At 46.9% G+C, this 22,669-nt stretch carries 22 protein-coding genes; 20 read left to right on the plus strand and 2 right to left on the minus strand.

The features are described 5' to 3' along the window. Positions 1 to 83: 83 nt before the first annotated feature. Complete coding sequence (locus HMPREF1150_RS05685; RefSeq protein ID WP_009659632.1) at positions 84 to 1,049, minus strand: LacI family DNA-binding transcriptional regulator; 966 nt, start codon at positions 1,047 to 1,049, stop codon at positions 84 to 86. Then, positions 1,030 to 2,484, minus strand: a complete 1,455-nt coding sequence (locus HMPREF1150_RS05680) for a sucrose-6-phosphate hydrolase (protein WP_009659735.1) — start codon at positions 2,482 to 2,484, stop codon at positions 1,030 to 1,032. The genes HMPREF1150_RS05685 and HMPREF1150_RS05680 overlap by 20 nt, the downstream gene beginning before the upstream one ends. Positions 2,485 to 2,680: 196 nt before the next feature. Here HMPREF1150_RS05680 and HMPREF1150_RS05675 point away from each other — a divergent pair, with 196 nt between their 5' ends. The 20 genes from HMPREF1150_RS05675 (at position 2,681) to HMPREF1150_RS05580 (ending at position 22,662) form a co-directional block, all read left to right on the plus strand. Then, positions 2,681 to 4,645: a sucrose-specific PTS transporter subunit IIBC gene (locus HMPREF1150_RS05675; RefSeq protein WP_009659837.1), complete on the plus strand. Its 1,965-nt coding sequence runs from the start codon at positions 2,681 to 2,683 to the stop codon at positions 4,643 to 4,645. A gap of 158 nt (positions 4,646 to 4,803) precedes the next feature. Beyond that, positions 4,804 to 5,703, plus strand: a complete 900-nt coding sequence (gene scrK / locus HMPREF1150_RS05670) for a fructokinase ScrK (protein WP_002907200.1) — start codon at positions 4,804 to 4,806, stop codon at positions 5,701 to 5,703. Between the two features lie 46 nt (positions 5,704 to 5,749). Next, the gene (locus tag HMPREF1150_RS05665) at positions 5,750 to 6,160 is read left to right on the plus strand and encodes a peptide deformylase (protein WP_009659677.1); all 411 of its coding nucleotides are present in this window, start codon (positions 5,750 to 5,752) and stop codon (positions 6,158 to 6,160) included. Positions 6,161 to 6,238: 78 nt separating this feature from the next. Continuing rightward, the gene (locus HMPREF1150_RS05660) at positions 6,239 to 6,574 is read left to right on the plus strand and encodes a hypothetical protein (protein WP_002903845.1); all 336 of its coding nucleotides are present in this window, start codon (positions 6,239 to 6,241) and stop codon (positions 6,572 to 6,574) included. 193 nt (positions 6,575 to 6,767) lie between these two features. Next, the gene (locus HMPREF1150_RS05655) at positions 6,768 to 7,226 is read left to right on the plus strand and encodes a MarR family winged helix-turn-helix transcriptional regulator (RefSeq protein ID WP_009659725.1); all 459 of its coding nucleotides are present in this window, start codon (positions 6,768 to 6,770) and stop codon (positions 7,224 to 7,226) included. Then, positions 7,219 to 8,985 (plus strand): ABC transporter ATP-binding protein, encoded by a 1,767-nt coding sequence (locus HMPREF1150_RS05650; RefSeq protein WP_009659732.1) that lies wholly within the window; start codon positions 7,219 to 7,221, stop codon positions 8,983 to 8,985. Before HMPREF1150_RS05655 ends, HMPREF1150_RS05650 begins: the two co-directional genes overlap by 8 nt. Next, complete coding sequence (locus tag HMPREF1150_RS05645; RefSeq protein ID WP_009659664.1) at positions 8,975 to 10,732, plus strand: ABC transporter ATP-binding protein; 1,758 nt, start codon at positions 8,975 to 8,977, stop codon at positions 10,730 to 10,732. The genes HMPREF1150_RS05650 and HMPREF1150_RS05645 overlap by 11 nt, the downstream gene beginning before the upstream one ends. Positions 10,733 to 11,032: 300 nt before the next feature. Further along, positions 11,033 to 12,391: a cobyrinate a,c-diamide synthase gene (locus HMPREF1150_RS05640; protein ID WP_009659671.1), complete on the plus strand. Its 1,359-nt coding sequence runs from the start codon at positions 11,033 to 11,035 to the stop codon at positions 12,389 to 12,391. 1 nt (position 12,392) lies between these two features. Continuing rightward, complete coding sequence (cbiB, locus tag HMPREF1150_RS05635; protein WP_009659577.1) at positions 12,393 to 13,343, plus strand: adenosylcobinamide-phosphate synthase CbiB; 951 nt, start codon at positions 12,393 to 12,395, stop codon at positions 13,341 to 13,343. 9 nt (positions 13,344 to 13,352) lie between these two features. Continuing rightward, positions 13,353 to 14,051 carry a cobalt-precorrin-8 methylmutase gene (locus HMPREF1150_RS05630; RefSeq protein WP_002910554.1) on the plus strand — a complete coding sequence of 233 codons (699 nt, stop codon included), beginning with the start codon at positions 13,353 to 13,355 and terminating at the stop codon, positions 14,049 to 14,051. Then, positions 14,052 to 14,756 carry a cobalt-precorrin-8 methylmutase gene (locus HMPREF1150_RS05625; RefSeq protein WP_009659726.1) on the plus strand — a complete coding sequence of 235 codons (705 nt, stop codon included), beginning with the start codon at positions 14,052 to 14,054 and terminating at the stop codon, positions 14,754 to 14,756. It begins immediately after the preceding gene. Next, positions 14,756 to 15,883 (plus strand): cobalt-precorrin-5B (C(1))-methyltransferase CbiD, encoded by a 1,128-nt coding sequence (gene cbiD / locus HMPREF1150_RS05620; RefSeq protein ID WP_009659614.1) that lies wholly within the window; start codon positions 14,756 to 14,758, stop codon positions 15,881 to 15,883. The genes HMPREF1150_RS05625 and cbiD overlap by 1 nt, the downstream gene beginning before the upstream one ends. Then, positions 15,874 to 16,506, plus strand: a complete 633-nt coding sequence (locus HMPREF1150_RS05615) for a cobalt-precorrin-7 (C(5))-methyltransferase (RefSeq protein ID WP_032905438.1) — start codon at positions 15,874 to 15,876, stop codon at positions 16,504 to 16,506. Before cbiD ends, HMPREF1150_RS05615 begins: the two co-directional genes overlap by 10 nt. Beyond that, on the plus strand, positions 16,478 to 17,047 hold the full coding sequence (locus HMPREF1150_RS05610) for a decarboxylating cobalt-precorrin-6B (C(15))-methyltransferase (protein WP_032905439.1): 570 nt from the start codon (positions 16,478 to 16,480) through the stop codon (positions 17,045 to 17,047). The genes HMPREF1150_RS05615 and HMPREF1150_RS05610 overlap by 29 nt, the downstream gene beginning before the upstream one ends. Further along, positions 17,047 to 17,820: a cobalt-precorrin-4 methyltransferase gene (locus tag HMPREF1150_RS05605; protein ID WP_009659596.1), complete on the plus strand. Its 774-nt coding sequence runs from the start codon at positions 17,047 to 17,049 to the stop codon at positions 17,818 to 17,820. Before HMPREF1150_RS05610 ends, HMPREF1150_RS05605 begins: the two co-directional genes overlap by 1 nt. Beyond that, the gene (gene cbiG / locus HMPREF1150_RS05600; RefSeq protein ID WP_032905440.1) at positions 17,810 to 18,871 is read left to right on the plus strand and encodes a cobalt-precorrin 5A hydrolase; all 1,062 of its coding nucleotides are present in this window, start codon (positions 17,810 to 17,812) and stop codon (positions 18,869 to 18,871) included. Before HMPREF1150_RS05605 ends, cbiG begins: the two co-directional genes overlap by 11 nt. Before the next feature lie 80 nt (positions 18,872 to 18,951). Further along, complete coding sequence (gene cobJ, locus HMPREF1150_RS05595; RefSeq protein ID WP_002896461.1) at positions 18,952 to 19,677, plus strand: precorrin-3B C(17)-methyltransferase; 726 nt, start codon at positions 18,952 to 18,954, stop codon at positions 19,675 to 19,677. Next, positions 19,674 to 20,423 carry a precorrin-6A reductase gene (gene cobK / locus HMPREF1150_RS05590; protein ID WP_009659669.1) on the plus strand — a complete coding sequence of 250 codons (750 nt, stop codon included), beginning with the start codon at positions 19,674 to 19,676 and terminating at the stop codon, positions 20,421 to 20,423. Before cobJ ends, cobK begins: the two co-directional genes overlap by 4 nt. 18 nt (positions 20,424 to 20,441) lie before the next feature. Beyond that, positions 20,442 to 21,881, plus strand: a complete 1,440-nt coding sequence (gene cobA / locus HMPREF1150_RS05585; RefSeq protein WP_009659591.1) for a uroporphyrinogen-III C-methyltransferase — start codon at positions 20,442 to 20,444, stop codon at positions 21,879 to 21,881. 13 nt (positions 21,882 to 21,894) lie between these two features. Beyond that, positions 21,895 to 22,662, plus strand: coding sequence for a sirohydrochlorin cobaltochelatase (locus tag HMPREF1150_RS05580; protein ID WP_032905441.1), 768 nt, complete (start codon positions 21,895 to 21,897; stop codon positions 22,660 to 22,662). Positions 22,663 to 22,669: the final 7 nt, after the last annotated feature.

Here is a 22,669-nt window from a genome sequence, read left to right on the forward strand (position 1 = left end):
ATGCCCTGTGAGAAATTTTTAGACTATGGCTAATAAAGACGACTTCCAATAATGGAGGTCGTCTTTCCTTGTTTGTATAAGTTTTAAACACTCTTACCGGGCAAGAGGCTGACTGGCAGGAAATAGCCAGTTGTTTGGACTTCTTGGCCGGCAATTTTTTTGAGGAGTAGGTCTACAGAGAGACGGGCGATATCTTTCAGTGGCTGTTTGATAGTTGCTAGCTGTGGGTAGTAGTTCTCCACAAAGTAGGTGCCATCGTAGCCAATGATTTTTAAATCTTCAGGAATCTGGATGTCCAGCTCCTGAGCGACTTTCATAATTAAGATGGCTGTCAGATCGTCTGATGTAAAAATGCCATCAGGTTTGGTCTGAGTCAGAATTTGCTTGATTTCCATTTCCTTGCGGACGGGTGAAAAATCACTGGAAACGTTGATAATCGGTGCGTCCGGCAGGACGGAAGCAAAGCCAGCATGGCGCAGGCCGGTTGGCGAGTTGGAATTGTCATTGCCAGTAATCATGATGATGTTTTGCGCTCCGGCCTTGACCAAGGTCTGAACCGCCAGTACTCCGCCACCATAGTTGTCTGAGGAAACAACTGGGATATCTGGCGAAAGATTGCGGTCAAAGGCAATGATTGGAGCAGTCACGCGATTGTAGTCCTCGATGCCTAGATTGTGGCTGCCAGAAATGATGCCGTCCACCTGGTTGGCTTCCAGCATCTCAAGGTATTCGCGCTCCTTATCAGAGTCATGCTCACTATTGCAGATGATAGTTTTATAGCCCTGTTTAAAGAGCTCATGCTCCAGCTTGTCAATCAATTCTGCATAAAAGACATTGCTGATATTAGGGAAAATGAGTCCAATTAGCTGGGCTGATTTACCTTGGAGGCTACGCGCCAGATTGTTAGGCTTGTAGGCCAGCTCTCGCATGGCTGCCTCAACCTTAGAAATCGTTTTTTCGGATAAGTAGCCTTTTCTGTTGATGACGCGGGAAACAGTTGTGGGGCTGACTCCTGCAAGTTTTGCTACATCAGTTAGCTTTGCGACCATAATCTAATTCATAGTAAGTACCGGTTGGATTGCCCTTGGTAATGGCAATGCCTGTCTGGTCTTCTCTTGGGAAGACACGGCCGGAAAATACTTTCTCTCCTTTATTGATGAAAATTTCAAAAATTGATTTATCGATGAAGATAGTAGCACTAGTTGCTTCTTTGTCAATATCACAGCTTCGGATGGTTCCAAAGTCCAGAGCAAATAGTTCACCCGCTTGACTGCGGTCAATGGTCACTTGACCTGACTTGAGGTCGAAGTTGATGCAAAGTCCCTTGCCATCCTTGTCCGCAAAGAGGATGATTTCGTGTTCGGTATCCGCAGCGAGATTCAACTCTAGTTCGTAGCTGTTCTTGCTTTCTGCTAAAGCAGTGAAAGGCTGTTCCTCTGTTCGCAAGTCCTTGATAGCAGGCACTGGGTATTGATAGAGTTTTCCGTCTTTCAGACTTAATTCCTTGACGAGAGAGAAGGCACCTTGATGGTCGAAGCGGTCAGATGGGTATTCCACATCGGGCAAACCTAGCCAGCTGACAGCGAGTGCACGACCGTCAGGCGCGTTAAAAGCTTGGGTCGCGTAGCAGTCGAAGCCATAGTCCAGATTTTGGATAGGGCTAGGATTAATCAAAGTAGCGTTATTTGTGTCAAACGATTGACCTATTTTATACATGTTTGGATAAATGTTGCCATAGTCCAGTACTTCCTTGGACAAGCCTTGAGGGCAATAGAGCAGGACTGGTTGGTCGTTGATAAAGGCTAGGTTTGGACACTCCATCATATAGGCTGTCTTGTCATTGGCGAAGTCCAAATTGCCGACGACTTCCCAGTTGCTATAGTCGTTATCAACAGCTTTGTAAAGCTTGATATATCCTTGTTTATCTAGGTTTTGCCCACCGACAATGGCATAGAATTGCCCTTTGTAGTTGAAAATCTGCGGATCGCGGAAGTGGTCGGTCGCTTCAGCAGGTTGCTCAATCAAGACCTTGTCAATTTTTTTGAGATTGCCTGATTTGTCTAACAAGGCACCGATTTGATAAGGATGACGCACCCAATTCTCATCACGAACATTGCCAGTGTAGAAGAGAAAGAGCTTGTCGTCAAACTGCATGGCAGAGCCAGAGTAGGCACCGTGGCTGTCCAGAGGAGTATCTGGCAACACCCGAAGGCCAGTTTCCTTGAAGTGGACTAGGTCATCGCTTTCCATCTGGACCCAGCACTTGAGGCCGTGAGCTGCTCCGAAAGGAAAGTTTTGGTAGAAAACCACCCACTTGCCGTCAAAATAAGAAAAGCCATTGGGATCATTGAGCAGCCCCGTCTGAGGCTCCACATGGTAGTTAGCCCGCCAAGGAGATTTAGCGATGTTTTCTTTGATCTGCTGTAGCTCTTCCTGAGTCCAGTCTTCATAGCGTTTGTAGCGTTTTTCAGTCGTCCAAGCCAATCTTTTGTCCTCCGAATCATATTATTTCTTATTACTATAGTAAACGTTTTCCGATGAAAAATCAACATTTAACAGTAAAAAAATATTTTTTCTGCAAAACGCTTGACATATTTTTGAATCATGGTAAAATAATATTCGTAAAGGTGATAAAATCGCTTTCAAAAAGTTAAAAATATTTATAAGGAGATTTTTGCAAATGAATAATACTGAAATTGCAAAAAAAGTCATCGAAGCCCTTGGTGGACGTGAGAATGTCAACAGTGTGGCTCACTGTGCGACTCGCTTGCGCGTGATGGTTAAAGATGAGGGTAAAATCGACAAAAACACTGTCGAAAATCTGGAAAAAGTTCAGGGTGCCTTCTTTAACTCCGGCCAGTACCAGATTATCTTTGGTACCGGTACGGTTAATAAAATCTATGATGAAGTTGTAGCCTTAGGTTTGCCAACTTCATCAAAAGATGACATGAAAGCAGAAGCTGCTAAGCAAGGGAATTGGTTCCAACGTGCCATCCGTACATTTGGTGACGTATTTGTGCCAATCATCCCAGTTATCGTAGCAACAGGTCTCTTCATGGGTGTGCGTGGACTCTTGAACGCTCTTGGAATGACGCTTCCAGATGATGTGAAGACCTATACAGAAATCCTTACAGATACAGCCTTCATCATCTTACCAGGCTTGGTTGTTTGGTCAACCTTCCGCGTATTTGGTGGAAATCCAGCTGTTGGTATCGTCCTTGGGATGATGCTGGTATCTGGCTCGCTTCCAAACGCTTGGGCAGTAGCATCTGGTGGTGAAGTGACTGCTATGAAATTCTTTGGCTTCATCCCGGTTGTTGGTTTGCAAGGTTCCGTTCTTCCAGCCTTCATTATCGGGGTTGTTGGAGCTAAGTTTGAAAAAGCTCTCCGCAAGGTTGTGCCAGATGTCTTGGATCTCTTGGTGACTCCATTCGTTACACTTTTTGTAATGTCTATCCTTGGACTTTTCATCATAGGACCAGTATTCCACGTTGTTGAAAACTACATTTTGTTTGGAACAAAAGCAATCCTTGCTTTACCGTTTGGTTTAGGTGGTTTGGTGATTGGTGGAGTTCACCAATTGATTGTCGTATCAGGTGTTCACCATATCTTCAACTTGCTTGAAATTCAGTTACTCGCTACTGATAAGGTGAATCCATTTAATGCGATTATCACTGCTGCCATGACAGCCCAAGGTGCAGCTACTGTAGCCGTTGCGTTCAAAACGAAAAATCCTAAATTAAAAGCTCTTGCTTTCCCAGCTGCTCTTTCTGCCTTTCTTGGTATTACAGAGCCGGCTATCTTCGGGGTTAACTTGCGTTACCGCAAACCCTTCTTCCTTTCATTGATTGCTGGTGCAATTGGTGGTGGCTTGGCATCTCTCCTTGGACTTGCTGGTACTGGTAATGGTATCACTATCATCCCAGGTACAATGCTTTATATCGGTAATGGACAACTCTTACAATATCTCTTCATGGTAGCTGTATCATTTGCGCTTGGATTTGCTTTGACGTATATGTTTGGTTTTGAAGATGAGAAAGATGAGTGGCAAGATAAAATGACGGATGTTTTATCAAAAGCTTCAATTCCTAGCGTTGCTTTGAGAGTTGCGCTTGATAAAAAAGATGAAAAAGCCGAAACTGAAAAACTGGTTGAGGAAGAAACAACTGGTAATGTGCCAGCTGCCCTCCAAGACGAAACAATTATTTCTCCAATTATTGGTCGGGCAGTAGCTTTGAGTGATGTTGATGATCCTGTTTTCTCTAGCGGAGCGATGGGGCAAGGAATTGCTATCAAACCTAGCGAAGGTGTGGTTTATGCTCCGGCTGATGCAGAAGTTACGATTGCATTCGCGACTGGCCATGCTTATGGTTTGAAGACAGCCAATGGTGCTGAAATTCTGATTCACGTCGGAATCGACACAGTGTCTATGGGCGGCGAAGGTTTTGACCAAAAAGTTGCTCAAGGCGACAAGGTCAAAGCTGGTGATGTTCTGGGAACATTTGAAGCTGAGAAAATTGCAGCCGCTGGTCTGGATGATACGACTATGGTCATCGTTACCAACACAGCTGACTACACTTCTGTGACTCCAGTAGCAGAAGGAGCTCTTGCTAAAGGCGACGCAATTATCGAAGTGAAAGCCTAATGGAATTTAGAAAACGAACAAAAGTTGATTTGTTCGTTTTTTCTAATAACGTAAGTCTATCTAATAAGAGTGTCATAAGGAAAGTTTTTGGCAAATAGTCTGCAAGAGATATGCTATAATGAATAGAGTAGAAATCAAATTTTAAAAGAGGATTTATAATGACAAAATTGTATGGAAGTTTGGAAGCGGGCGGCACTAAGTTTGTCTGTGCTGTAGGCGATGAACGGTTTGAAGTTGTTGAAAAGACACAGTTTCCAACGACCACGCCTATTGAAACCCTAGACAAGACGATTGAGTTCTTTTCTCGTTTTGACAATCTAGCTGGTCTGGCTGTTGGATCTTTTGGGCCGATCGATATTGACCCTAACTCAAAGACTTACGGCTTTATAACGACTACGCCTAAGCCGCATTGGGCTAATGTAGATATTGTTGGCGCTCTGCGCCGGGCTCTCAATGTGCCAATTTACTTCACGACGGATGTCAATAGCTCAGCTTATGGTGAAGTGGTAGCTCGCAACAATGCTGGCGGCCGTATTGAAAATCTGGTCTATTATACGATTGGGACAGGAATCGGTGCTGGCGCTATCCAGCGAGGTGAATTTGTAGGGGGGACAGGCCACCCAGAGATGGGGCATTATTATGTAGCTAAGCACCCTATGGATGTGGAAAAAGAGTTCAATGGCGTTTGTCCTTTCCACAATGGCTGTTTGGAAGGATTGGCGGCTGGACCAAGCTTAGAGGCGCGGACCGGAGTTCGTGGGGAAAATATTAAACTCAATAGTTCCGTCTGGGATATTCAAGCTTACTATATCGCTCAGGCGGCTATTCAAGCGACAGTAACTTTCCGTCCAGATGTTATCGTCTTCGGTGGCGGGGTTATGGCTCAGCAGCACATGCTGGATCGGGTTCGTGAGAAATTCACAGTTCTTCTGAATGGCTATTTGCCAGTTCCTGATGTCCGTGACTATATCGTGACACCGGCTGTGGCTGGAAATGGCTCCGCAACGCTGGGCAACTTTGTATTGGCTAAAGAAGTTAGTGAGCGCCACGCAAAATAAGTTTATAGGGTCTGATTTATCAGACCCTTCTCTATGAGGAAAAATAATGGAAAAAGCAATTGTCAAAGATATTTTCTTCCTACAGCAGCCATCAGAGCAGGCTAGCAGAGAAGACCTTTATCTGGCTCAAGACTTGCAGGATACTCTGCAGGCCAATCGAGAAAACTGTATAGGACTCGCAGCCAATATGATTGGCGTCCGTAAGCGAGTCATTATCTTTCTATATGGTTTGGTGCCGGTAGTCATGTTTAATCCGGTGCTGCGCTCTAAGTCAGGCCCTTATCAGACAGAAGAGAGCTGCCTGTCCTTGGTTGGAAGCCGTCCTACCCAACGTTATCAGGAAATCACAGTTGATTATCTGGACAAAAATTGGCAGCAGCAGACCATGACTTTGAAAGGCCTGCCTGCCCAAATCTGCCAGCATGAATTGGATCATTTGGAAGGGATTATCATTTAGAAAAATTTGACAAAATTGCAAAAAATGTCTAAAATTAGAGATAATTAGCAGAATAATATTGAAGGAGGCAAGATGTAAATGAAAACAAAAACTTTAGCACTGATAAGCGGTCTGGTTGGTTTGATTGGAGGGACTATTTTGCTGCTCTCGAATATCTTTTTTGTTCCTTTTTCAGCCCTACTAGGTGATTCTGGTCTGAATTTACTGGGAGCGGTGATTAAATTGGCAGCTCTGGGCTTGGGAATTACTTCCTTGGCTTATTACAAAGGTCAAATGCGTTTCAGTGTCGCAGCGGGCGTCCTCCTTATCGTCGGAAGCAGCAACATCGCGCCCATTCCATTTATAGGCTGGATTGCAGGCATTCTCCTTATCATTGGAGGGGCTCTATTCCTCGCTTCTTCTTCAAAATTTTAATGCGGGACCAATCAATTTTTAGGCTGTTTGTCAGTTTGAAAGGAAGGGTGAAGAAATTTTCTTCGCTTTTTTTCTTGTTGAAAAAATAGTTCTCATAGAAACTTTTTTCTTGACATCTTTCTTCCATGTGTTAAAATAGTTCTCATGAAAACTAATTAGTTCTCACGAGAACCAATCTAGGAAGGAAGTTTTGATGGAAAAGCCTTTGTTAGAAATGAAGCGTTTTGGACGAAAGATTCACCTCATAGTGGAAAAGCTTGCTAAGGAGCATGGGATTGAGTCCATGGCTGGGCCGCAGGGGCAGGTCTTGCATATTGTCGCTAGTCGTATGGAAGAGGGGAAGGACACTCTTATCAAGGATATTGAGCAGAAGTTGGATATTTCCAAATCGGTGGCCTCTAACTTAATGAAAAGGATGGAGAAGAACGGCTTTATCCAGCTGGAAACGAGCAAGACAGACAAGCGAGCCAAGTATATCCGCCTTACTCCGCAGTCGCAGGAAAGAATGAAGAAAATCCGTGACTTTTTTGATGAAATGGATCGTGCTATTTTGAATGGTGTTTCTGAGCAAGAACTGCTGATTTTTTCACAAGTCATGGCCAAGTTTTATCAGAATATCGAAAGTTTAGAAAATGGAGGGAAAGATGTTTAAGTTATTTAAACGGCTGACGGCAAGGGAAGTGAGCATGATTGTTCTCAGTGTGCTCTTCACCTTCCTAACGGTATATTTGGAATTAGAAGTTCCGACCTATATTTCGACGATTACAGAACTGCTGCAGACGTCGGGAACAACTTTGGCAGATTTGTGGGAGCCAGGTCTGAAAATGATCGGTCTGTCTTTTGCTAGCTTGCTGTCAGCTATCTCGGTTGGCTTTTTTGCCGCTCGTTTAGCTGCCAGCTTTACCCAGAGCTTGCGGAGCGATATTTTCAACCGTGTGCTAGACTATTCGCAGACGGAGATTAAGAAATTTTCGATTCCTAGTTTGCTAACTCGGACAACGAATGACATTACTCAGGTACAGACCTTAATTACCATGGGACTGCAGGTGGTGACCAGGGGACCGATTATGGCGATTTGGGCCATGACTAAGATTATCGGTAAGTCCGAGAACTGGCTGATTGCTGTTCTCATTGCTGTTCTTGTTAATATCCTGATGACAGTAGTTTTGGTTACATTGGCCTTTCCTAAGCAATCAGTGGCGCAGCGTTTGGTCGATAAGCTAAATAGCGTCACTAGAGAGAGTCTGACTGGGATTCGCGTGGTCCGGGCTTACAATGCTGAGGATTATCAGGATGAGAAGTTTGCGGCGGCCAATGATGAAGTAACCCGACTCAATCTTTTCATCGGTCGTCTGATGGCCATGATGAATCCAGTTATGATGGGGATTTCCAGCGGCTTGACACTGGCGATTTACTGGATTGGTGCTTATTTGATCCAGGAGGCTGGACTGCAGGAGCGTCTCCCGCTCTTCAGTGATATGGTCGTCTTTATGTCCTATGCTATGCAGATTGTGATTGGGTTCTTGCTCATGGGTGCCCTCTTCATCATCCTGCCTCGGACCATTGTATCGGCTGGCCGGATTAATGAAGTACTGGACCTGCATTCTTCTATCACCAGTCCCGAACATCCAAAGGCAGCAGCGGATAGCAAGGGAGAGGTGGTCTTTCGCGATGTGTCCTTCCGCTATTCCAAGAATTCAGAAGCAGTCATTGAGCATGTTAGCTTTACAGCGCAGGCTGGTGATACCGTAGCCTTTATCGGTTCAACCGGTTCAGGGAAATCCACGCTGGTCAATCTCATTCCTCGTTTCTATGATGTGACTGAAGGAGAGATTCTGGTAGATGGTGTCAATGTTCAGGATTACCAGCTGGAAGACCTGCATAATAAGGTCGGCTACATCCCGCAAAAGGCTGTGCTTTTCTCTGGCGATATTGAGAGCAATCTGGACTTCGGTCAAAGCAAAGAAAGCCCGCTGGATGAGCAGAAAATGTGGGATGCTCTTGATCTAGCACAGGCTAAGCCCTTTGTCCAAGAGAAAGAAAAAGGGCTCAAGTCAGAAGTGGCTCAAAGCGGGACCAACTTCTCTGGTGGTCAGCGTCAGCGTTTGGCTATTGCCAGAGCTTTGGCTCGTAAGCCAGAAATCCTCATCTTTGACGATTCCTTCTCAGCGCTAGACTATAAGACAGACCGCATTTTGCGCAAGGAGCTGGCTGAGCGGACGCAGGATATGACCAAGCTAATCGTGGCGCAGCGGATTTCTACTATCATGGATGCGGATCAAATCTTGGTCTTGGATGCTGGTAAGGTAGTCGGTCAAGGGACCCACCGAGAGCTCTTAGCCAGCAACGAAGTCTATCAAGAAATTGCCTACTCACAACTATCCAAGGAGGAATTAGAAAATGGAAAATAAGAAGCCTTCATTATTTAGCCAGATACGGCCTTATCTCAAAGGCTTCCAGCTTCCTCTTGCTTTGGCATTTGTGGGAGCTGTCTTGTCAAACATTATTACGGTCTATGGGCCAAATAAATTAAAAGAAATTACCAACCTCATCTCTGCTGGTCTTGCTACCAGTATTGATTTGAAAGCTGTGTCTCAGATTGCCCTGCTGCTGACAGTGCTCTATGCAGTCGGAGCCCTGCTCAACTATGGCCAGTCCTTTATCATCAGTACGGTTATCCAGTATTTCTCTAAGCGGCTGCGGACGGCCATTGCGGAGAAGATTAACAAGCTGCCGTTGGGCTATTTCGATGGTCATTCTCAGGGGGATACTCTGTCGCGCGTGACCAATGACGTAGATACGGTCGGCCAATCCCTCAACCAGAGTCTGGGGAATGTTATCTCTGCCAGCTTGCTCTTGGTGGCTGTGGTCTTGACCATGTTCTTCATGAACTGGATCTTGGCCTTGGTAACTATCTTGGCTACTGTATTAGGCTTTGTCTTTGTCGGGCTCATCATGGGCAAGTCTCAGGGTTATTTCACCGCCCAGCAAAACGATCTGGCTGCGGTAAACGGTTATGTGGAGGAGATGTACTCCGGTCATAATGTCGTTACCAGCTATAATGCCATTGAGCAGTCTAAGGAGCGCTTTGCAGTTCTCAATCACAATCTCTATAACAGTATTTGGAAGTCTCAATTTATTTCTGGTATGATGATGCCGCTCATGTTCTTTACAGGGAATTTTGCTTATGTGCTGGTTATTTTGGTAGGTGCTGCTCTGGCGATTAATGGCTCTATTAGCATCGGAATTATCGTCGCCTTTATGGTTTATGTGCGGACCTTCTCTCAGCCATTGTCACAGATTGCCCAAGGTATAACTGTCTTGCAGCAGGCTGGTGCAGCACTGGTTCGTGTCCTTGACTTTCTGGCTGAGCCGGAGATGGAAGACGACCAGCATAAAGAGCAGCAGCTTGCTGCTGTAAAGGGAGATGTTGCCTTTGAAGATGTCTTCTTCGGTTACAAGCCAGACCAGACGATTATTCATGATTTCTCAGCCCAGGCCAAAGCCGGACAGAAGATTGCCATTGTCGATCCGACGGGTGCTGGTAAGACGACTATCGTTAATCTCCTTATGAAGTTCTATGAAATTGATAAAGGGCGTATCAGCATTGATGGTATAGATATTAAGGATATGAAACGCTCCGAGGTTCACGATGCCTTTTCAATGGTCTTGCAGGATACCTGGCTCTTTGAGGGGACGATTCGGGAGAACTTAATTTACAATCAGGAGCATGTGACTGATGAAGCAGTTGTTGCTGCAGCGAAGGCAGTCGGTGTTCATCACTTTATCATGACTCTGCCGCAGGGCTATGATACAGTGCTGGATGACACGGTCAACTTATCGGTCGGTCAGAAGCAGCTGCTGACGATCGCTCGTGCTCTGCTGAAAGATGCGCCGCTCTTGATCTTGGATGAGGCAACTTCGTCAGTCGATACGCGGACGGAGGAGCTGATTCAAAAGGCCATGGACAAACTCATGGAGGGGCGGACTTCCTTTGTCATTGCCCACCGTCTGTCTACTATCCGTAATGCGGATCTTATCTTGGTCATGCGCGATGGAAATATCATCGAGCAGGGCAACCATGATGAACTCATGAATCAGAATGGCTTCTATGCGGACCTCTATAATAGTCAATTTGTAGAGGAAGATGCAGGTTGATGCTCAAATAAAACATCAGGAATGTTCGTTTTTCTGATGTTTTTTTAAATTTAACAGAATTGTAAAAAATGCTCAATTTTCAGTGAAGACGCTCTAAAATCCTGACTTTTTTCGCAGATGCTCTATCAAAAACTTGACAGTTTTTATGCTTTATATTAAAATAAATTTAATATAAGAACTGGAAGCGAACACAACGGGGTGTTTGCTCTACATATAAGTGAGCAACGGTGCTACAAAAAAAATAAAAATTCCTTATTTTTTTTGTAGTACTTTTTTTATCAGCGAATCTGGAGTAAAGCGATGAAGCAATTTATGCTAGCTGGTGTTTCCAGCGGTGTCGGAAAGACCACAGTTACCCTAGGGATTTTGAAAGCTCTGGCAGACAGAGGTTATCAGGTTCAGCCTTATAAGGTAGGACCTGATTATATTGATACAGCTTATCATAGTCGGATTACCAAGCGGCCGTCGCGGAATGTGGACAGCTTTATGATACCGGACGATCAGAGCCTGGCTTGGTCCTACTACAAATGGCATGGAGATGCTGATGTGGCAGTGGTTGAAGGAGTCATGGGGCTCTTTGATGGTCTGGGAACAGACAAGGATTGTGCGTCTTCTGCTTCTGTTGCTAAGAAGTTGGGAATTCCGGTTGTCTTGATTATTGATGGGAAAGCGACATCCACCTCAGCGGCTGCTATGGTCCATGGTTTTGCGACTTTTGATCCGGATTTGGATATTGCTGGGGTCATTATCAATCGAGTAGCTTCACAGAACCACTATGAGCTCATCAAGGGCGCCATAGAGCGGTATACAGATGTTGAAGTGCTGGGCTATCTGCCTAAGAATGCAACAGCTGAGCTGCCATCGCGCCATCTGGGTCTAATTCCTGACGTAGAAATGGATGATTTGGACCGTCGATTTGAGGACTTGGGAGCGGCAGCAGCCACGCATATAAATCTAGACAGGCTGCTGGAAAAGGCAGAACTGCCCGATAAGCAGATGACCAATCCTTTTCATATCCACAATGATCAGCCCTTGACTTTGGCTTATGCTTTGGATGATGCTTTCCACTTTTACTATGAAGATAATCTAGACTTTCTAAGAGAGCTCAATGTCCAGCTGGTGCCTTTCAGCCCTCTGAAAGATAAGGAACTGCCAGCTGCAGATGCTTATTATTTTGGCGGCGGTTTTCCGGAAGTCTACGCTCAGGAGCTGATGACAAATACTGACTTTCGGACTTCGGTTAAGAAAGCTCACGAGCAGGGCCGGCCAATCTACGCAGAATGCGGCGGACTCATGTATCTGGGAGAGCTGCTGGAAGTAGAGGGTCAGGTCTATGAAATGGTCGGTATTTTCAAGGGCAAGAGCCTGATGACCCCCGGCCTGAAAAGCTTTGGCTACTGCCAAGCAGAAACGCAGGTAGACAGTCTTTTTGGTCCTAAAGGTACGGCGGTCAGGGGACATGAGTTTCACCATTCAGTCTTTGAAACGGAGGAAGATACGGTCCTCAAGCTAGAGAAGGTCAGAGACGGTCAGGTCGTAGCTGCCTGGACAGGCGGTTATCAAAAGGGGCGGACCTTTGCTAGCTACCTGCATGTTCATTTTTATCAGGATGAGCAGCTGCTGGCCAACTGGCTGAACTATATCAAAGAGGCGAACTGATATGACTCTCATTGCAATTTTTTTGGCCGTCTTACTGGACTGGCTCATTGGCGACCCCTATAGCTGGCCTCATCCAGTCAAGTGGATGGGTTCCTACATTTATTTATGTATGCGCTCGCAGGAGAAAAGGCAGTTTTCGCCCTATCTGTTTGGCTTTTTCCTCTGGCTGACAACAGTTGGACTGGCGCTGGGAGTGAGCTACGGGTTGCTCTGGTTGGCTGGTCTGGTTCATCCCGTCTTCTACTGGCTCGTCTGGATCTATCTGGCCTATGCTAGTCTAGCGGCTAAGAGTCTAGCTTTTGAGGCCCAAAAGGTTTACCATACGCTCAAGTTTGGCACTTTGGAAGAAGCTAGAAAGCAAGTTGGTATGATTGTCGGCCGTGAAACTTCCCAGCTGACACCAGAGGAAATCAGCAAGGCGACGATTGAGACGGTGGCCGAAAATACCAGTGACGGGGTTATCGGACCACTGCTCTGCCTCTTTCTGGGCGGCCCCATTCTAGCTATGACCTATAAGGCCATCAATACCTTGGACTCCATGGTAGGCTATAAGACGGAAAAATACCGCAAAATCGGCTTGATATCTGCCAAGATGGATGATCTGGCTAATCTGATTCCTGCGCGTTTGACTTGGCTTTTCTTGATTCTCAGCAGTCAGATTTTACTGCTGGATTTCAAGGGAGCCCTGCGAATTGGCTGGCGGGATCGCTACCAGCATGCCAGTCCCAACAGTGCTTTTTCGGAGGCAGTTGTGGCTGGAGCTCTGGGCATTCAGCTGGGCGGACCGCACGTCTATCACGGAGAGCTGATTGAAAAACCGACCATTGGAGAGGCTTTCAGACCGGTTGAGGCGGATGATATTCAGACGGCTATCTCTCTGCTTTATACAAGCACCATGACAGGTTTAATCTTGTTCACTCTTTCTTATTTAGTAATGCAAGCATATTTCTAGGAGTATACTATGACATATATCCAAAATCCTTCCTCTATTGAGGAAAAGAGCTTTCAAATTATTCAGTCTATGATTACTGAAAAAGATCCTGATTATGTCTTCCATTCGGAAATGGAAGAATCCATCATCAAGAGGGCAATCCATACGACGGGAGATTTTGATTATCTCTATACCATGCGCTTTGAGCACGATGTCCTTAAAAAAATAGAAGAAGTAATCAGAGCTAAGGGTACCATCCTGCTAGACTCTAATATCTCTCTCAATGGCATTAATAAGCGCGTGCTGGACCAGCTGGGTGTGAGCTACCGCTGTTTGATTAGTGATGAAGAAGTGGTTGCGCTGGCCAAGGAAAAGCAAATTACCAGAGCTATGGCGGCTGTTGAGATAGCAGCTAAGATTGAAGGGCCTAAAGTATTTGCCTTCGGTGGTGCTCCTACGGCTCTGTCTTACCTGATTGAGCTGGCAGAGCAGGGATTGGTAGAAGCAGATGCAGTGATTGGGGTTCCAGTCGGCTTTATCAATGTCGAAGAGTCAAAAGAAGAACTGCTTCAGTCAGGTCTTCCTGCCCTTGTCAATCTCGGAAGAAAAGGTGGCAGCACGATTGTAGTAGCCATTGTCAATGCCATTATCTACCAGCTGAGAGAAGTGGTGACAGATGACTATGTCCGCTACTCTACACCATCCAGTAAAGAAGGAGGAAAGAACTAGATGTCCTATCTAAAAGCAGCGCATAAGATTGAAGAAGCTAGTTTCAGCAAGATTCAGGAAATTATTGACCAAGAGCATCCGGATATACATTTTTCGGATCCTTTTGAAGAGGCAGTGCTCAAGCGGGTTGTCTTTACCAGTGCAGACTTTGACTACCTTTACAATATCAAGTTTTCCAATCAGGTTATTGAGAAAATCCTCTATGTCCTCCGAAACAAGGGTACCATTTTTACGGATACGACTATGGTCTTGGGTGGTTTTAATAAGAAATTGCTGGATGACCTAGGTGTTTCCTATCGCTGTCTGGTTAATGAGCCGGCAATCTTTAAGGAAGCTAAGGAAAAAGGAATTACTCGCTCCATGGCTGCCGTAGAATATGCAGCTAAAGTGGACGGTCCAAAACTGTTTGTCTTTGGGAATGCTCCAACTTCTATCTTTAAGGTTTTGGATATGGTTGAAGAGGGAAGCTTGCAGCCGGATGCGGTTGTCGGGGTTCCAGTCGGCTTTGTCGGGGCGGCAGAATCTAAGCTCAAACTGCATGAAAGTTCAGTGCCTTCTATCGCGGCACTGGGGCAAAAAGGCGGCAGTACCATCGCGGCAGCGGTCATCAATGCCATCCTCTACCAGCTCAAGCTTGGCACTACAGACTATGAGCGTTACAGTGTTTCAGATAAAAAGCAGGCTCCGGAGAAAGGAGAGGGCTGATGATGGATGAATACGCTTATGTCAACGGAAAGAAATTAAGAAAAGGTTTTACAACTGGTACTTGTGCGACGGCGGCGACCGTTGCAGCCTTGAGCATGATCTTAAATCAGGAAAGGGAAGAAAAGGTCACTGTGCATACGGCTTCAGGTGTGGAAGTGACCATGGATGTTCACAATCCTTCCTTTGGAACAGAAGAAGCGACAGCGGCCATTGAAAAAGATGGCGGCGATGATGCGGATGCGACACACGGTCTCTTGATTTATTCGACCGTGACCCTTTTGCCAGATCAGACGGAAATCGAGATTGACGGAGGTCAGGGCGTTGGGCGCGTGACCGAGAAGGGGCTGGCTTGCGATGTCGGCATGGCAGCTATTAATCCAACTCCTAGACGGATGATTGAGCAGCATGTCCGTGAGATTATCGGTCCCAACTGTGGAGCACGGGTCATCATTTCCGTTCCTGGCGGCGAAGAAACGGCCAAGCTGACCTACAACTCCAGACTAGGTATTGTAGGTGGCATTTCAATCTTAGGAACAACAGGGATTGTCAATCCAATGTCCGAGGATAGCTGGAAGGCGTCCATCACGATCGAGTTAACCATGCTCTACAATCAAGGGCATCGCTCAGTCGTCTTGGTACCGGGGAATTATGGTGAAGATTTTGCTACTAATACTGTGGGGATTCCAGCTGGGCGCATCGTCAATATGAGTAACTTTGTCGGCCATGTCCTCAAAGAAGTGCAGCGCATCGGCTTTACCAAGGTTTTGATGATCGGTCACATGGGCAAGTTTGTCAAAGTGGCGGCTGGGATTTTCTCTACCCACAGCAAGGACTCGGATGCTCGTATGGAAACGCTGGTGGCTAATCTAGCCCTGATGGGGGCGCCTATGGAGCTGCTGGAAAAGGTTGACAAGTGCTTGACGACCGAGGCAGCTGGAACAGCCATTAAAGAATTTTCTTACGAGGGTGTCTATCAGGTCTTGGCGGATAAGATCAAGGCTAGAAGTGAGCGCCTGCTTCGCTATCGTAAGCCAGAAGTTAGCATTGAGGTGGTCGTCTTTGGGACTGAGGAAGGCTATCTGGCATCAACCCAGCCTTTAGAGCAGATAAAGGAGGAATGGACATGATTTATGTTATCGGAATTGGTCCGGGAGATCCGAGCTATGGTCTTCTGGGACAGGAAGCCTATTTTGAAAAGGCTGACCGCATTTTGGGCAGTGAACGCCATCTGGAAATCTTACCGCCGGCTTATCGGGATAAGGGTTTGGTCCCTCCTAAAAAATTAGCCGCGTTAGCAGAATTGCTGGAGAGCTTTGGTGAGAATGAGGAAATTTTATATCTGGCCTCAGGTGACCCGCTGATTTACGGCTTGGGCAAATGGCTGTCAGAGAAGTTCAAGGGGCGCGTGGTCATCTCGCCAGGTATCAGCGCCATGCAGTATCTGGCCAGCAGAATTGCCCTGCCTATGAACGATGCTTACCTGACGAGCAGTCATGCTAAGGTGCCTAACTTTGACTTGATTATGAGTTTGTCAAAAGTCTTTATGGTGACGGATCAGAAAGTTGGCCCCTACGAGATTGCTCAAGAGGCCGTTAAAAGAGGTTTGGATAAGGTGCTGGTCATTGGTGAGCAGCTGAGTTATGAAGACGAGCGTATTACCATTCTGCCTGCGAGTGAGGTAGAAGATAGAGAATATGAAATGAATGTGGTGGTGGTGTTAGATGAGGGATTCGGAATTTATCAGGGCTAAAGTCCCTATGACTAAGGAAGAAGTCAGAGCCATCAGTTTGGATAAGTTGGAGCTGCATCGAGCCAAGCGCATGCTGGATGTCGGCTCTGGAACTGGCAGTGTCACGATTCAGGCAGCCCGAACCTATCCAGAACTGGAAGTGGTGGCAGTGGAGCGAAATGAAGACGCGGTGGCCTTGACGCAGGAGAATATCCAGCACTTTGGCTGCCACAATGTCCGTCTCCATCAAGGACTGGCTCCGATTGAGCTGGATGGCAGCTTTGATGCCATCTTTGTCGGAGGGACCGGGGGCAATATGCAGGAGATTTTCGACTGGTGTGCCCAGCTCATGGAGCCGGGCGGTCGGCTGGTCTTGAACTTTATCCTGCTGGAGAATGCTCTGGAAGCAGCTCAAATAGCGGAGCAGATGGACTGGGAGGATTTAGAGATTGTATCAGTTCAGGCTAGTCGCTGGACAGCTATAGGCAAGGGGCACTACTTCAAGCCTCAGAATCCGACCATTATCGTTTCCTGTAAGAAAAAAGAAAGAGAGGCTAATTGATGTCCAAAGTACATTTTGTTGGAGCAGGCCCAGGTGATGTGGAGCTGATTACGCTCAAAGGTTACAAGCAGCTGTCTGAGGCTGATGTGGTCATTTACGCGGGATCCTTGGTCAATCCAGACCTGCTGAACTACTGTAAGGAAGGGGCTGAGATTCATGATAGCGCCAGCATGCACTTGATGGAAATCATCGATGTCATGGAAGCTGGAGTCAAGGCTGGTAAAGATGTAGTCCGCCTGCAGACGGGAGATTTCTCTATTTATGGCTCCATTCGAGAGCAGATCGAAGAGATGAAGAAGCGCGACATAGAGTTTGACTGTACGCCGGGCGTCAGCTCTTTTCTGGGAGCTGCTTCCAGTATCGGGGCGGAGTATACCGTACCGGAGGTTTCTCAAAGCCTCATCATCACTCGGATGGCTGGCCGGACGCCTGTGCCAGATCGGGAATCCCTGAAAAGCTATGCTCAGCATCGGACCTCTATGGCTATCTTCCTGTCCGTTCAAGGAATCGAAAAGGTCGTCGGCGAGCTGATCGAGGGTGGCTATCCTCCAGAAACGCCTGTGGCGGTCATTTACAAGGCGACTTGGCCGGATGAGAAGAAGGTCTTTGGCGATTTGACAAACATTGCTGAGAAAGTCAAGGAAGCTAAGATTAGAAAGACAGCTTTGATTTTGGTCGGTGACTTTTTAGGTCAGGAATTCTACTATTCCAAGCTCTACCATGCAGATTTTCAGCATGAGTTCAGACGGGGGAAGAGCAGCCATGCCAAGTGATTCTCAAGCCCGCTACGCAATCGCAACAGTGACAGCGGTCGGCAAGGACTTGGCTCTGACTCTGCGGGAGAAGCTGGGCAAGGAAATCCCTATCTATACGACGCCTCGATTGGCAGATGACAGAGTCATTGCCATCGAAGGACGAGTGATTGAGGCGCTTGGTCAGCTCTTTCAGGAAGTGGATGTTCTCATTTGTATCATGGCTATCGGGGCAGTTGTGCGAGCTATTGCTCCAGTCTTGAAAGACAAGGCGAGCGATCCAGCAGTAGTGGTCATGGATGAGAAAGCGACGAATGTCATCAGCCTGCTGAGCGGGCATCTAGGCGGAGCCAATCAAGTGACGCGAGACATCGCAGAATTGCTCGGTTCCAATCCTGTTATCACGACAGCGACAGATGTGCAGAATGTAACAGCTCTGGACAATCTGGCTCAATCAGTCAATGGTTGGCGGCCAGAATTGCGAGAATTCATCAAACCTTTCAACAGCTATCTAGGCAGCGGCCGAACCGTCTATTTCTATCAGGAAAAGGACTGGGTTACCGACCTTCGCGGTCTGACTCTGGTGGATGAGGAAGGACTTGCGGCTGTTCTCAAGGGAACGGAACCGCTGATTCTGCTGACTGCAGAAAAAAAGGACCTTCAAAGAGAAAATCTAGTTATCATCTATCCTCAACCCTATATCTTAGGAGTTGGTGCTAGAAAGGATGTGGCTCCTGCTGTCTTCCGAGAAGGCTTTGAGGAATTTTGTCAGCAGCAGGGGATTTCTGCCAGTGAGATTTCTAAAATCGTCAGCATTGATGTCAAGAAGGATGAAGCAGCTATTCTGGCCTTGGCTGAGGAATTGGGCTGTCCCTTTGAGACCTTTAGTAAGGAGGAGCTGTCTGTTGTAGCAGACCGCTATCCTCAGTCAGATTTTGTCAAAAAGACAGTCGGGGTCGGCAGTGTCGCCTTGGCCAGCGCAGATTTGGCCAGTCAGGGTCAAGTCCTGACAGAGCGCTTTGCCAAGAACGGCTGTACCTATGCGCTTGCAAAAGCAATAACCAAAAAGTAAATCAAAAGGAAAAAGCAGATGGTCCTATGAACCAACTGCCCTTATAAAATTTTATCATACACATAAAGGAGAAAAAATATATGTTATACGTTATCGGATTAGGCCCAGGTAAAGAAGAATTGATGTCACAAGAAGCATTGGCTGCTATAGCCGATTGTGAAATTATCGTCGGCTACTCTACTTATATGCGGTTGATTCTTGATTTGGTCAAGGACAAGGAACTCGTAGCGAATGGTATGCGCCAGGAAATCGACCGTTGTCAAAAGGCTATTGATTTGGCTAGAGAGACTGGCAAAAATGTCGGAGTTGTTTCTAGTGGAGATGCCGGAGTCTATGGGATGGCTGGCTTGATTTTAGAATTGCTGGGAGATGCCAGTGATGTAGAAGTTAAGGTGGTTCCAGGTATTACAGCTAGTCTGGGTGCTGCTGCAGTTATGGGAGCTCCCCTCATGAACGACTTCTGTCACATCAGTCTGAGTGACTTGATGACGCCTTGGGAAATGATTGAGAAGCGTCTACATGCCGCAGCTCAAGGTGACTTTGTAGTCTGCCTCTACAACCCTCGGAGTAAGGGACGTCCAGACCATCTGACAAAAGCACTTTCTATCATGTCTGAGTACAAGTCAGAGGATACCATTGTCGGTATCGGTAAGGACATTGGCCGTAAGGATGAGGAAATTATCTTGACGACTATCAAAGACCTAGATGAGACTTTGGTAGATATGACGACAATCGTTATCGTTGGTAACAAAGAAACTTATGTTAAAAACGGACGTATGATCACACCTCGAGGATATACTTTATGATGAAATTACTGCTGGGAGGGACATCCGACAGCACCGCTATTTTAGAAGTGCTTGACCGCTTGAAGATTGATGTGACCAGCTCTGTTGTCACAGACTACGGTCGGCACTTGGCTTCCAAATTTGGCCAGCCGGTCATTCAGGGCCGGCTGACAGCCGAGGACATGGTTGCCTTTATCAAAGAAAATGATGTGGATGAAATCATTGATGCGACCCATCCTTTTGCGGACATTGTTTCCAAGGAAGCCATTCGGGCGGCAGAGATGGCCGGTGTATCTTACCTGCGCTTTGAGCGTCAGGCGACCTTGGATTTGAGCGGGGCCATCGTGGTGCATTCGACCCAAGAAGCAATTGATGAGATTGCCAAGCGCGGCTACAAGACAGTCTATCTGGGAACAGGCAGCAAGACCTTGCCGCTCTTTGTCAAGGGACTGCCAGAGCAGCGGATTGTCGTTCGCGTTCTGCCGACTTCAGAAGTGCTTCTAGCCTGTGAAAGTCTGGGACTGGTAGCGGATCAGATTGATGCGATTAAGGCTCCATTTTCCAAAGAGTGTAATAAAGAGCTCTTGCTGCGTTCCGGAGCAGATGTCTTTGTTTCCAAGGAAAGCGGTACAGTCGGCGGTATTCGTGAAAAGATTGATGGCTGTCAAGAGCTGGGGATGGACTGCATTATCATCTCTCGGCCAATTGTGGCCTATCCGCAGATGGTTTCTAACTTGGAAGAGTTAGAGGCTTATCTGACAAAATAGCTAATAAAAGGAGAAAAAATGTCCGGTTTAGTAACATTACTGGGAGCAGGTCCAGGCGATGCGGAGTTGTTGACCCTCAAAGGAAAGAGACGTCTTCAAGAAGCAGATGTCTTGGTCTTTGACCGCTTGGTCAATCAGGAACTCTTTCAGCATCTAAAGTCTGACTGCGAAAAGATCGATGTCGGTAAAAAGCCAGGCCAGCCCTGCATCCGACAGGAAGAGATTGAAAAGATTCTCATTGAAAAAGCCCGTCAGGGCAAGCGGGTAGTCCGCCTCAAGAGCGGTGATCCCTATATCTTTGGCCGAGGCGGAGAAGAAGGAGTCAAGCTGGTGGAAGCTGGTGTGGACTTTGAAGTGGTGCCAGGTATCACCTCTGCTGTGGCTGGTTTGACCTATGCAGGGATTCCTATGACTTATCGGGATGTAGCGACTAGCTTCCATGTCTTTACAGCCCATCTCAAGGATGAGACAGAAATGCTCAACTGGGAAGCAATTTCTGAGCTCAAAGGAACCTTGGTCTTCCTCATGGGCATGAAAAATCTGCCTACCATCGTCCAAGAGCTGACGGCTAGAGGCTATGGCAAGGACAAGCCAGCCGCCATCGTTGAATGGGGAACCCATCCTCAGCAGCGTTCAGTGGACGGAACCTTGGGTAACATAGTCGAACTAGCAGAAGCTGAGGACTTTAAGGCACCGAGTGTCATCGTGGTAGGTGATGTCGTGGCCTATAGACAGCAGCTGAATTTCCATGAGAATCTGCCGCTTTTCGGTCGTAATATCCTTATCCAGCAGTCAGAGACGGGCAGACTTCCTCGCTTGCTCAAGGATGCTGGAGCGGCGCTGACCACTTTCCCTGCTCGAGATTTGGTTGAAGAGTTAGAATTGCAGCTGCCGGACTTGGAGCAGGTAGATGGTCTCCTCTTTGCAGATATGCAGAGCTGGCCTCTCTTCTTGAAAGCCCTCCGCAAGGCAGGCAAAGACTTGCGCAGTCTGCCGCACATCCGCTTTGCAGCTATTGGTCATCATACGGCTAAATCTATCGAAGCGAGCGGTATTGTACTGGATCGGATGACGCCACAGCAGTCGGATGTGGATTTCGCGGCTGCTCTTGAAAAAGAAGGCGGCAACTGGTATATTCTGACTGCTGAGCATAAGAAAGCTAGTCTGGCAGAACTCTATTCGCTGCCGATTATTGCTAGCCACAGGCTGGCCTTTGACAGTCAGATTAGCAGTGACAATTGGTCCGAGATTGAAGTGGTCTGTCTTCCGAACTCTGCTGCGGCCATGAACTTTGTAGCAGCTAGTCAGGAAGCTGGATTTGACTGGACAGATGTCCCTATCGTTGTCATGGGTGCCAGCACGCGGGCTGTTTTAGAGGAAGCGGGCTTTAGCAAGATTGTTGAGACGGATGAAGCGACTATCGCTTCCATCATCGATAAATGTCGGGAAATTCTCTGAAAGGATGCAGGTCATGAGTAAAGCTATAGTAGTAGTCAGTTTCGGAACGACCTATCCCGAGACCAGACGCAAAACAATTGAGGCTTGTGAGCAGGCTATTCAGGAACATTTTCCAGACTATCCGGTTCACCGAGCTTTTACATCCAATGTCGTTAGACGGCGGATTAAGAAGCAGGAAGGGCTAGATATTCCTACAGTCAAAGAGATGTTAGAGCAGCTCTTGGAAGTGGGCACTGAAGAGGTCTATATCCAGCCTCTCCATGTCATTTTGGGCAGCGAGTACGAAAAAATTCTCGCCCAAGCCAAAGAGTTTGAATCAGCTTTTAAAAAGCTATTCGTTGCCAAGCCTCTGCTCAATAGTCAGGAAGACTATGAGGCCGTCAAGGATATTCTGCTGGAACGGTATGGCCATGAGGGTCAGGGTGCAGCAACAGTTTTGATGGGCCATGGCAGTCAGCATTATGCCTTTACAGCTTATGCAGCCTTGGATCATATGATGAAGGGAAGTTCAGTCTATATCGGATGTGTAGAGAGCTATCCTCCGGTTGAGCTGATTGAGCAGGAACTGAAGAAAGAGGGTGTCCGAGAAGTTCACCTGGCACCTTTCATGCTGGTAGCGGGCGACCATGCGACCAATGATATGAGCTCAGATGAGGAAGGTTCTTGGTATCACTTCTTCAAGGAGCGGGGATATGAGGTTAAGGCTCACCTAGTCGGTCTGGGTGAATATCCTGAAGTTCAGCAGCTCTACATCCAGCATTTAGAAGAAATCATCGAATAGGAGGAAG

Source organism: Streptococcus sp. AS14, from assembly GCF_000286495.1.
Lineage (GTDB): Bacteria > Bacillota > Bacilli > Lactobacillales > Streptococcaceae > Streptococcus > Streptococcus sanguinis_P.

What these genes read in the sequence shown, in the direction of transcription:
- HMPREF1150_RS05685 (WP_009659632.1), bottom strand. Translation starts at nt 1,049, where the DNA reads ATGGTCGCAAAGCTAACTGATGTAGCAAAACTTGCAGGAGTCAGCCCC.
- HMPREF1150_RS05675 (WP_009659837.1), top strand. Translation starts at nt 2,681, where the DNA reads ATGAATAATACTGAAATTGCAAAAAAAGTCATCGAAGCCCTTGGTGGA.
- scrK (WP_002907200.1), top strand. Translation starts at nt 4,804, where the DNA reads ATGACAAAATTGTATGGAAGTTTGGAAGCGGGCGGCACTAAGTTTGTC.
- HMPREF1150_RS05665 (WP_009659677.1), top strand. Translation starts at nt 5,750, where the DNA reads ATGGAAAAAGCAATTGTCAAAGATATTTTCTTCCTACAGCAGCCATCA.
- HMPREF1150_RS05660 (WP_002903845.1), top strand. Translation starts at nt 6,239, where the DNA reads ATGAAAACAAAAACTTTAGCACTGATAAGCGGTCTGGTTGGTTTGATT.
- HMPREF1150_RS05655 (WP_009659725.1), top strand. Translation starts at nt 6,768, where the DNA reads ATGGAAAAGCCTTTGTTAGAAATGAAGCGTTTTGGACGAAAGATTCAC.
- HMPREF1150_RS05650 (WP_009659732.1), top strand. Translation starts at nt 7,219, where the DNA reads ATGTTTAAGTTATTTAAACGGCTGACGGCAAGGGAAGTGAGCATGATT.
- HMPREF1150_RS05645 (WP_009659664.1), top strand. Translation starts at nt 8,975, where the DNA reads ATGGAAAATAAGAAGCCTTCATTATTTAGCCAGATACGGCCTTATCTC.
- HMPREF1150_RS05640 (WP_009659671.1), top strand. Translation starts at nt 11,033, where the DNA reads ATGAAGCAATTTATGCTAGCTGGTGTTTCCAGCGGTGTCGGAAAGACC.
- cbiB (WP_009659577.1), top strand. Translation starts at nt 12,393, where the DNA reads ATGACTCTCATTGCAATTTTTTTGGCCGTCTTACTGGACTGGCTCATT.
- HMPREF1150_RS05630 (WP_002910554.1), top strand. Translation starts at nt 13,353, where the DNA reads ATGACATATATCCAAAATCCTTCCTCTATTGAGGAAAAGAGCTTTCAA.
- HMPREF1150_RS05625 (WP_009659726.1), top strand. Translation starts at nt 14,052, where the DNA reads ATGTCCTATCTAAAAGCAGCGCATAAGATTGAAGAAGCTAGTTTCAGC.
- cbiD (WP_009659614.1), top strand. Translation starts at nt 14,756, where the DNA reads ATGATGGATGAATACGCTTATGTCAACGGAAAGAAATTAAGAAAAGGT.
- HMPREF1150_RS05615 (WP_032905438.1), top strand. Translation starts at nt 15,874, where the DNA reads ATGGACATGATTTATGTTATCGGAATTGGTCCGGGAGATCCGAGCTAT.
- HMPREF1150_RS05610 (WP_032905439.1), top strand. Translation starts at nt 16,478, where the DNA reads ATGAGGGATTCGGAATTTATCAGGGCTAAAGTCCCTATGACTAAGGAA.
- HMPREF1150_RS05605 (WP_009659596.1), top strand. Translation starts at nt 17,047, where the DNA reads ATGTCCAAAGTACATTTTGTTGGAGCAGGCCCAGGTGATGTGGAGCTG.
- cbiG (WP_032905440.1), top strand. Translation starts at nt 17,810, where the DNA reads ATGCCAAGTGATTCTCAAGCCCGCTACGCAATCGCAACAGTGACAGCG.
- cobJ (WP_002896461.1), top strand. Translation starts at nt 18,952, where the DNA reads ATGTTATACGTTATCGGATTAGGCCCAGGTAAAGAAGAATTGATGTCA.
- cobK (WP_009659669.1), top strand. Translation starts at nt 19,674, where the DNA reads ATGATGAAATTACTGCTGGGAGGGACATCCGACAGCACCGCTATTTTA.
- cobA (WP_009659591.1), top strand. Translation starts at nt 20,442, where the DNA reads ATGTCCGGTTTAGTAACATTACTGGGAGCAGGTCCAGGCGATGCGGAG.
- HMPREF1150_RS05580 (WP_032905441.1), top strand. Translation starts at nt 21,895, where the DNA reads ATGAGTAAAGCTATAGTAGTAGTCAGTTTCGGAACGACCTATCCCGAG.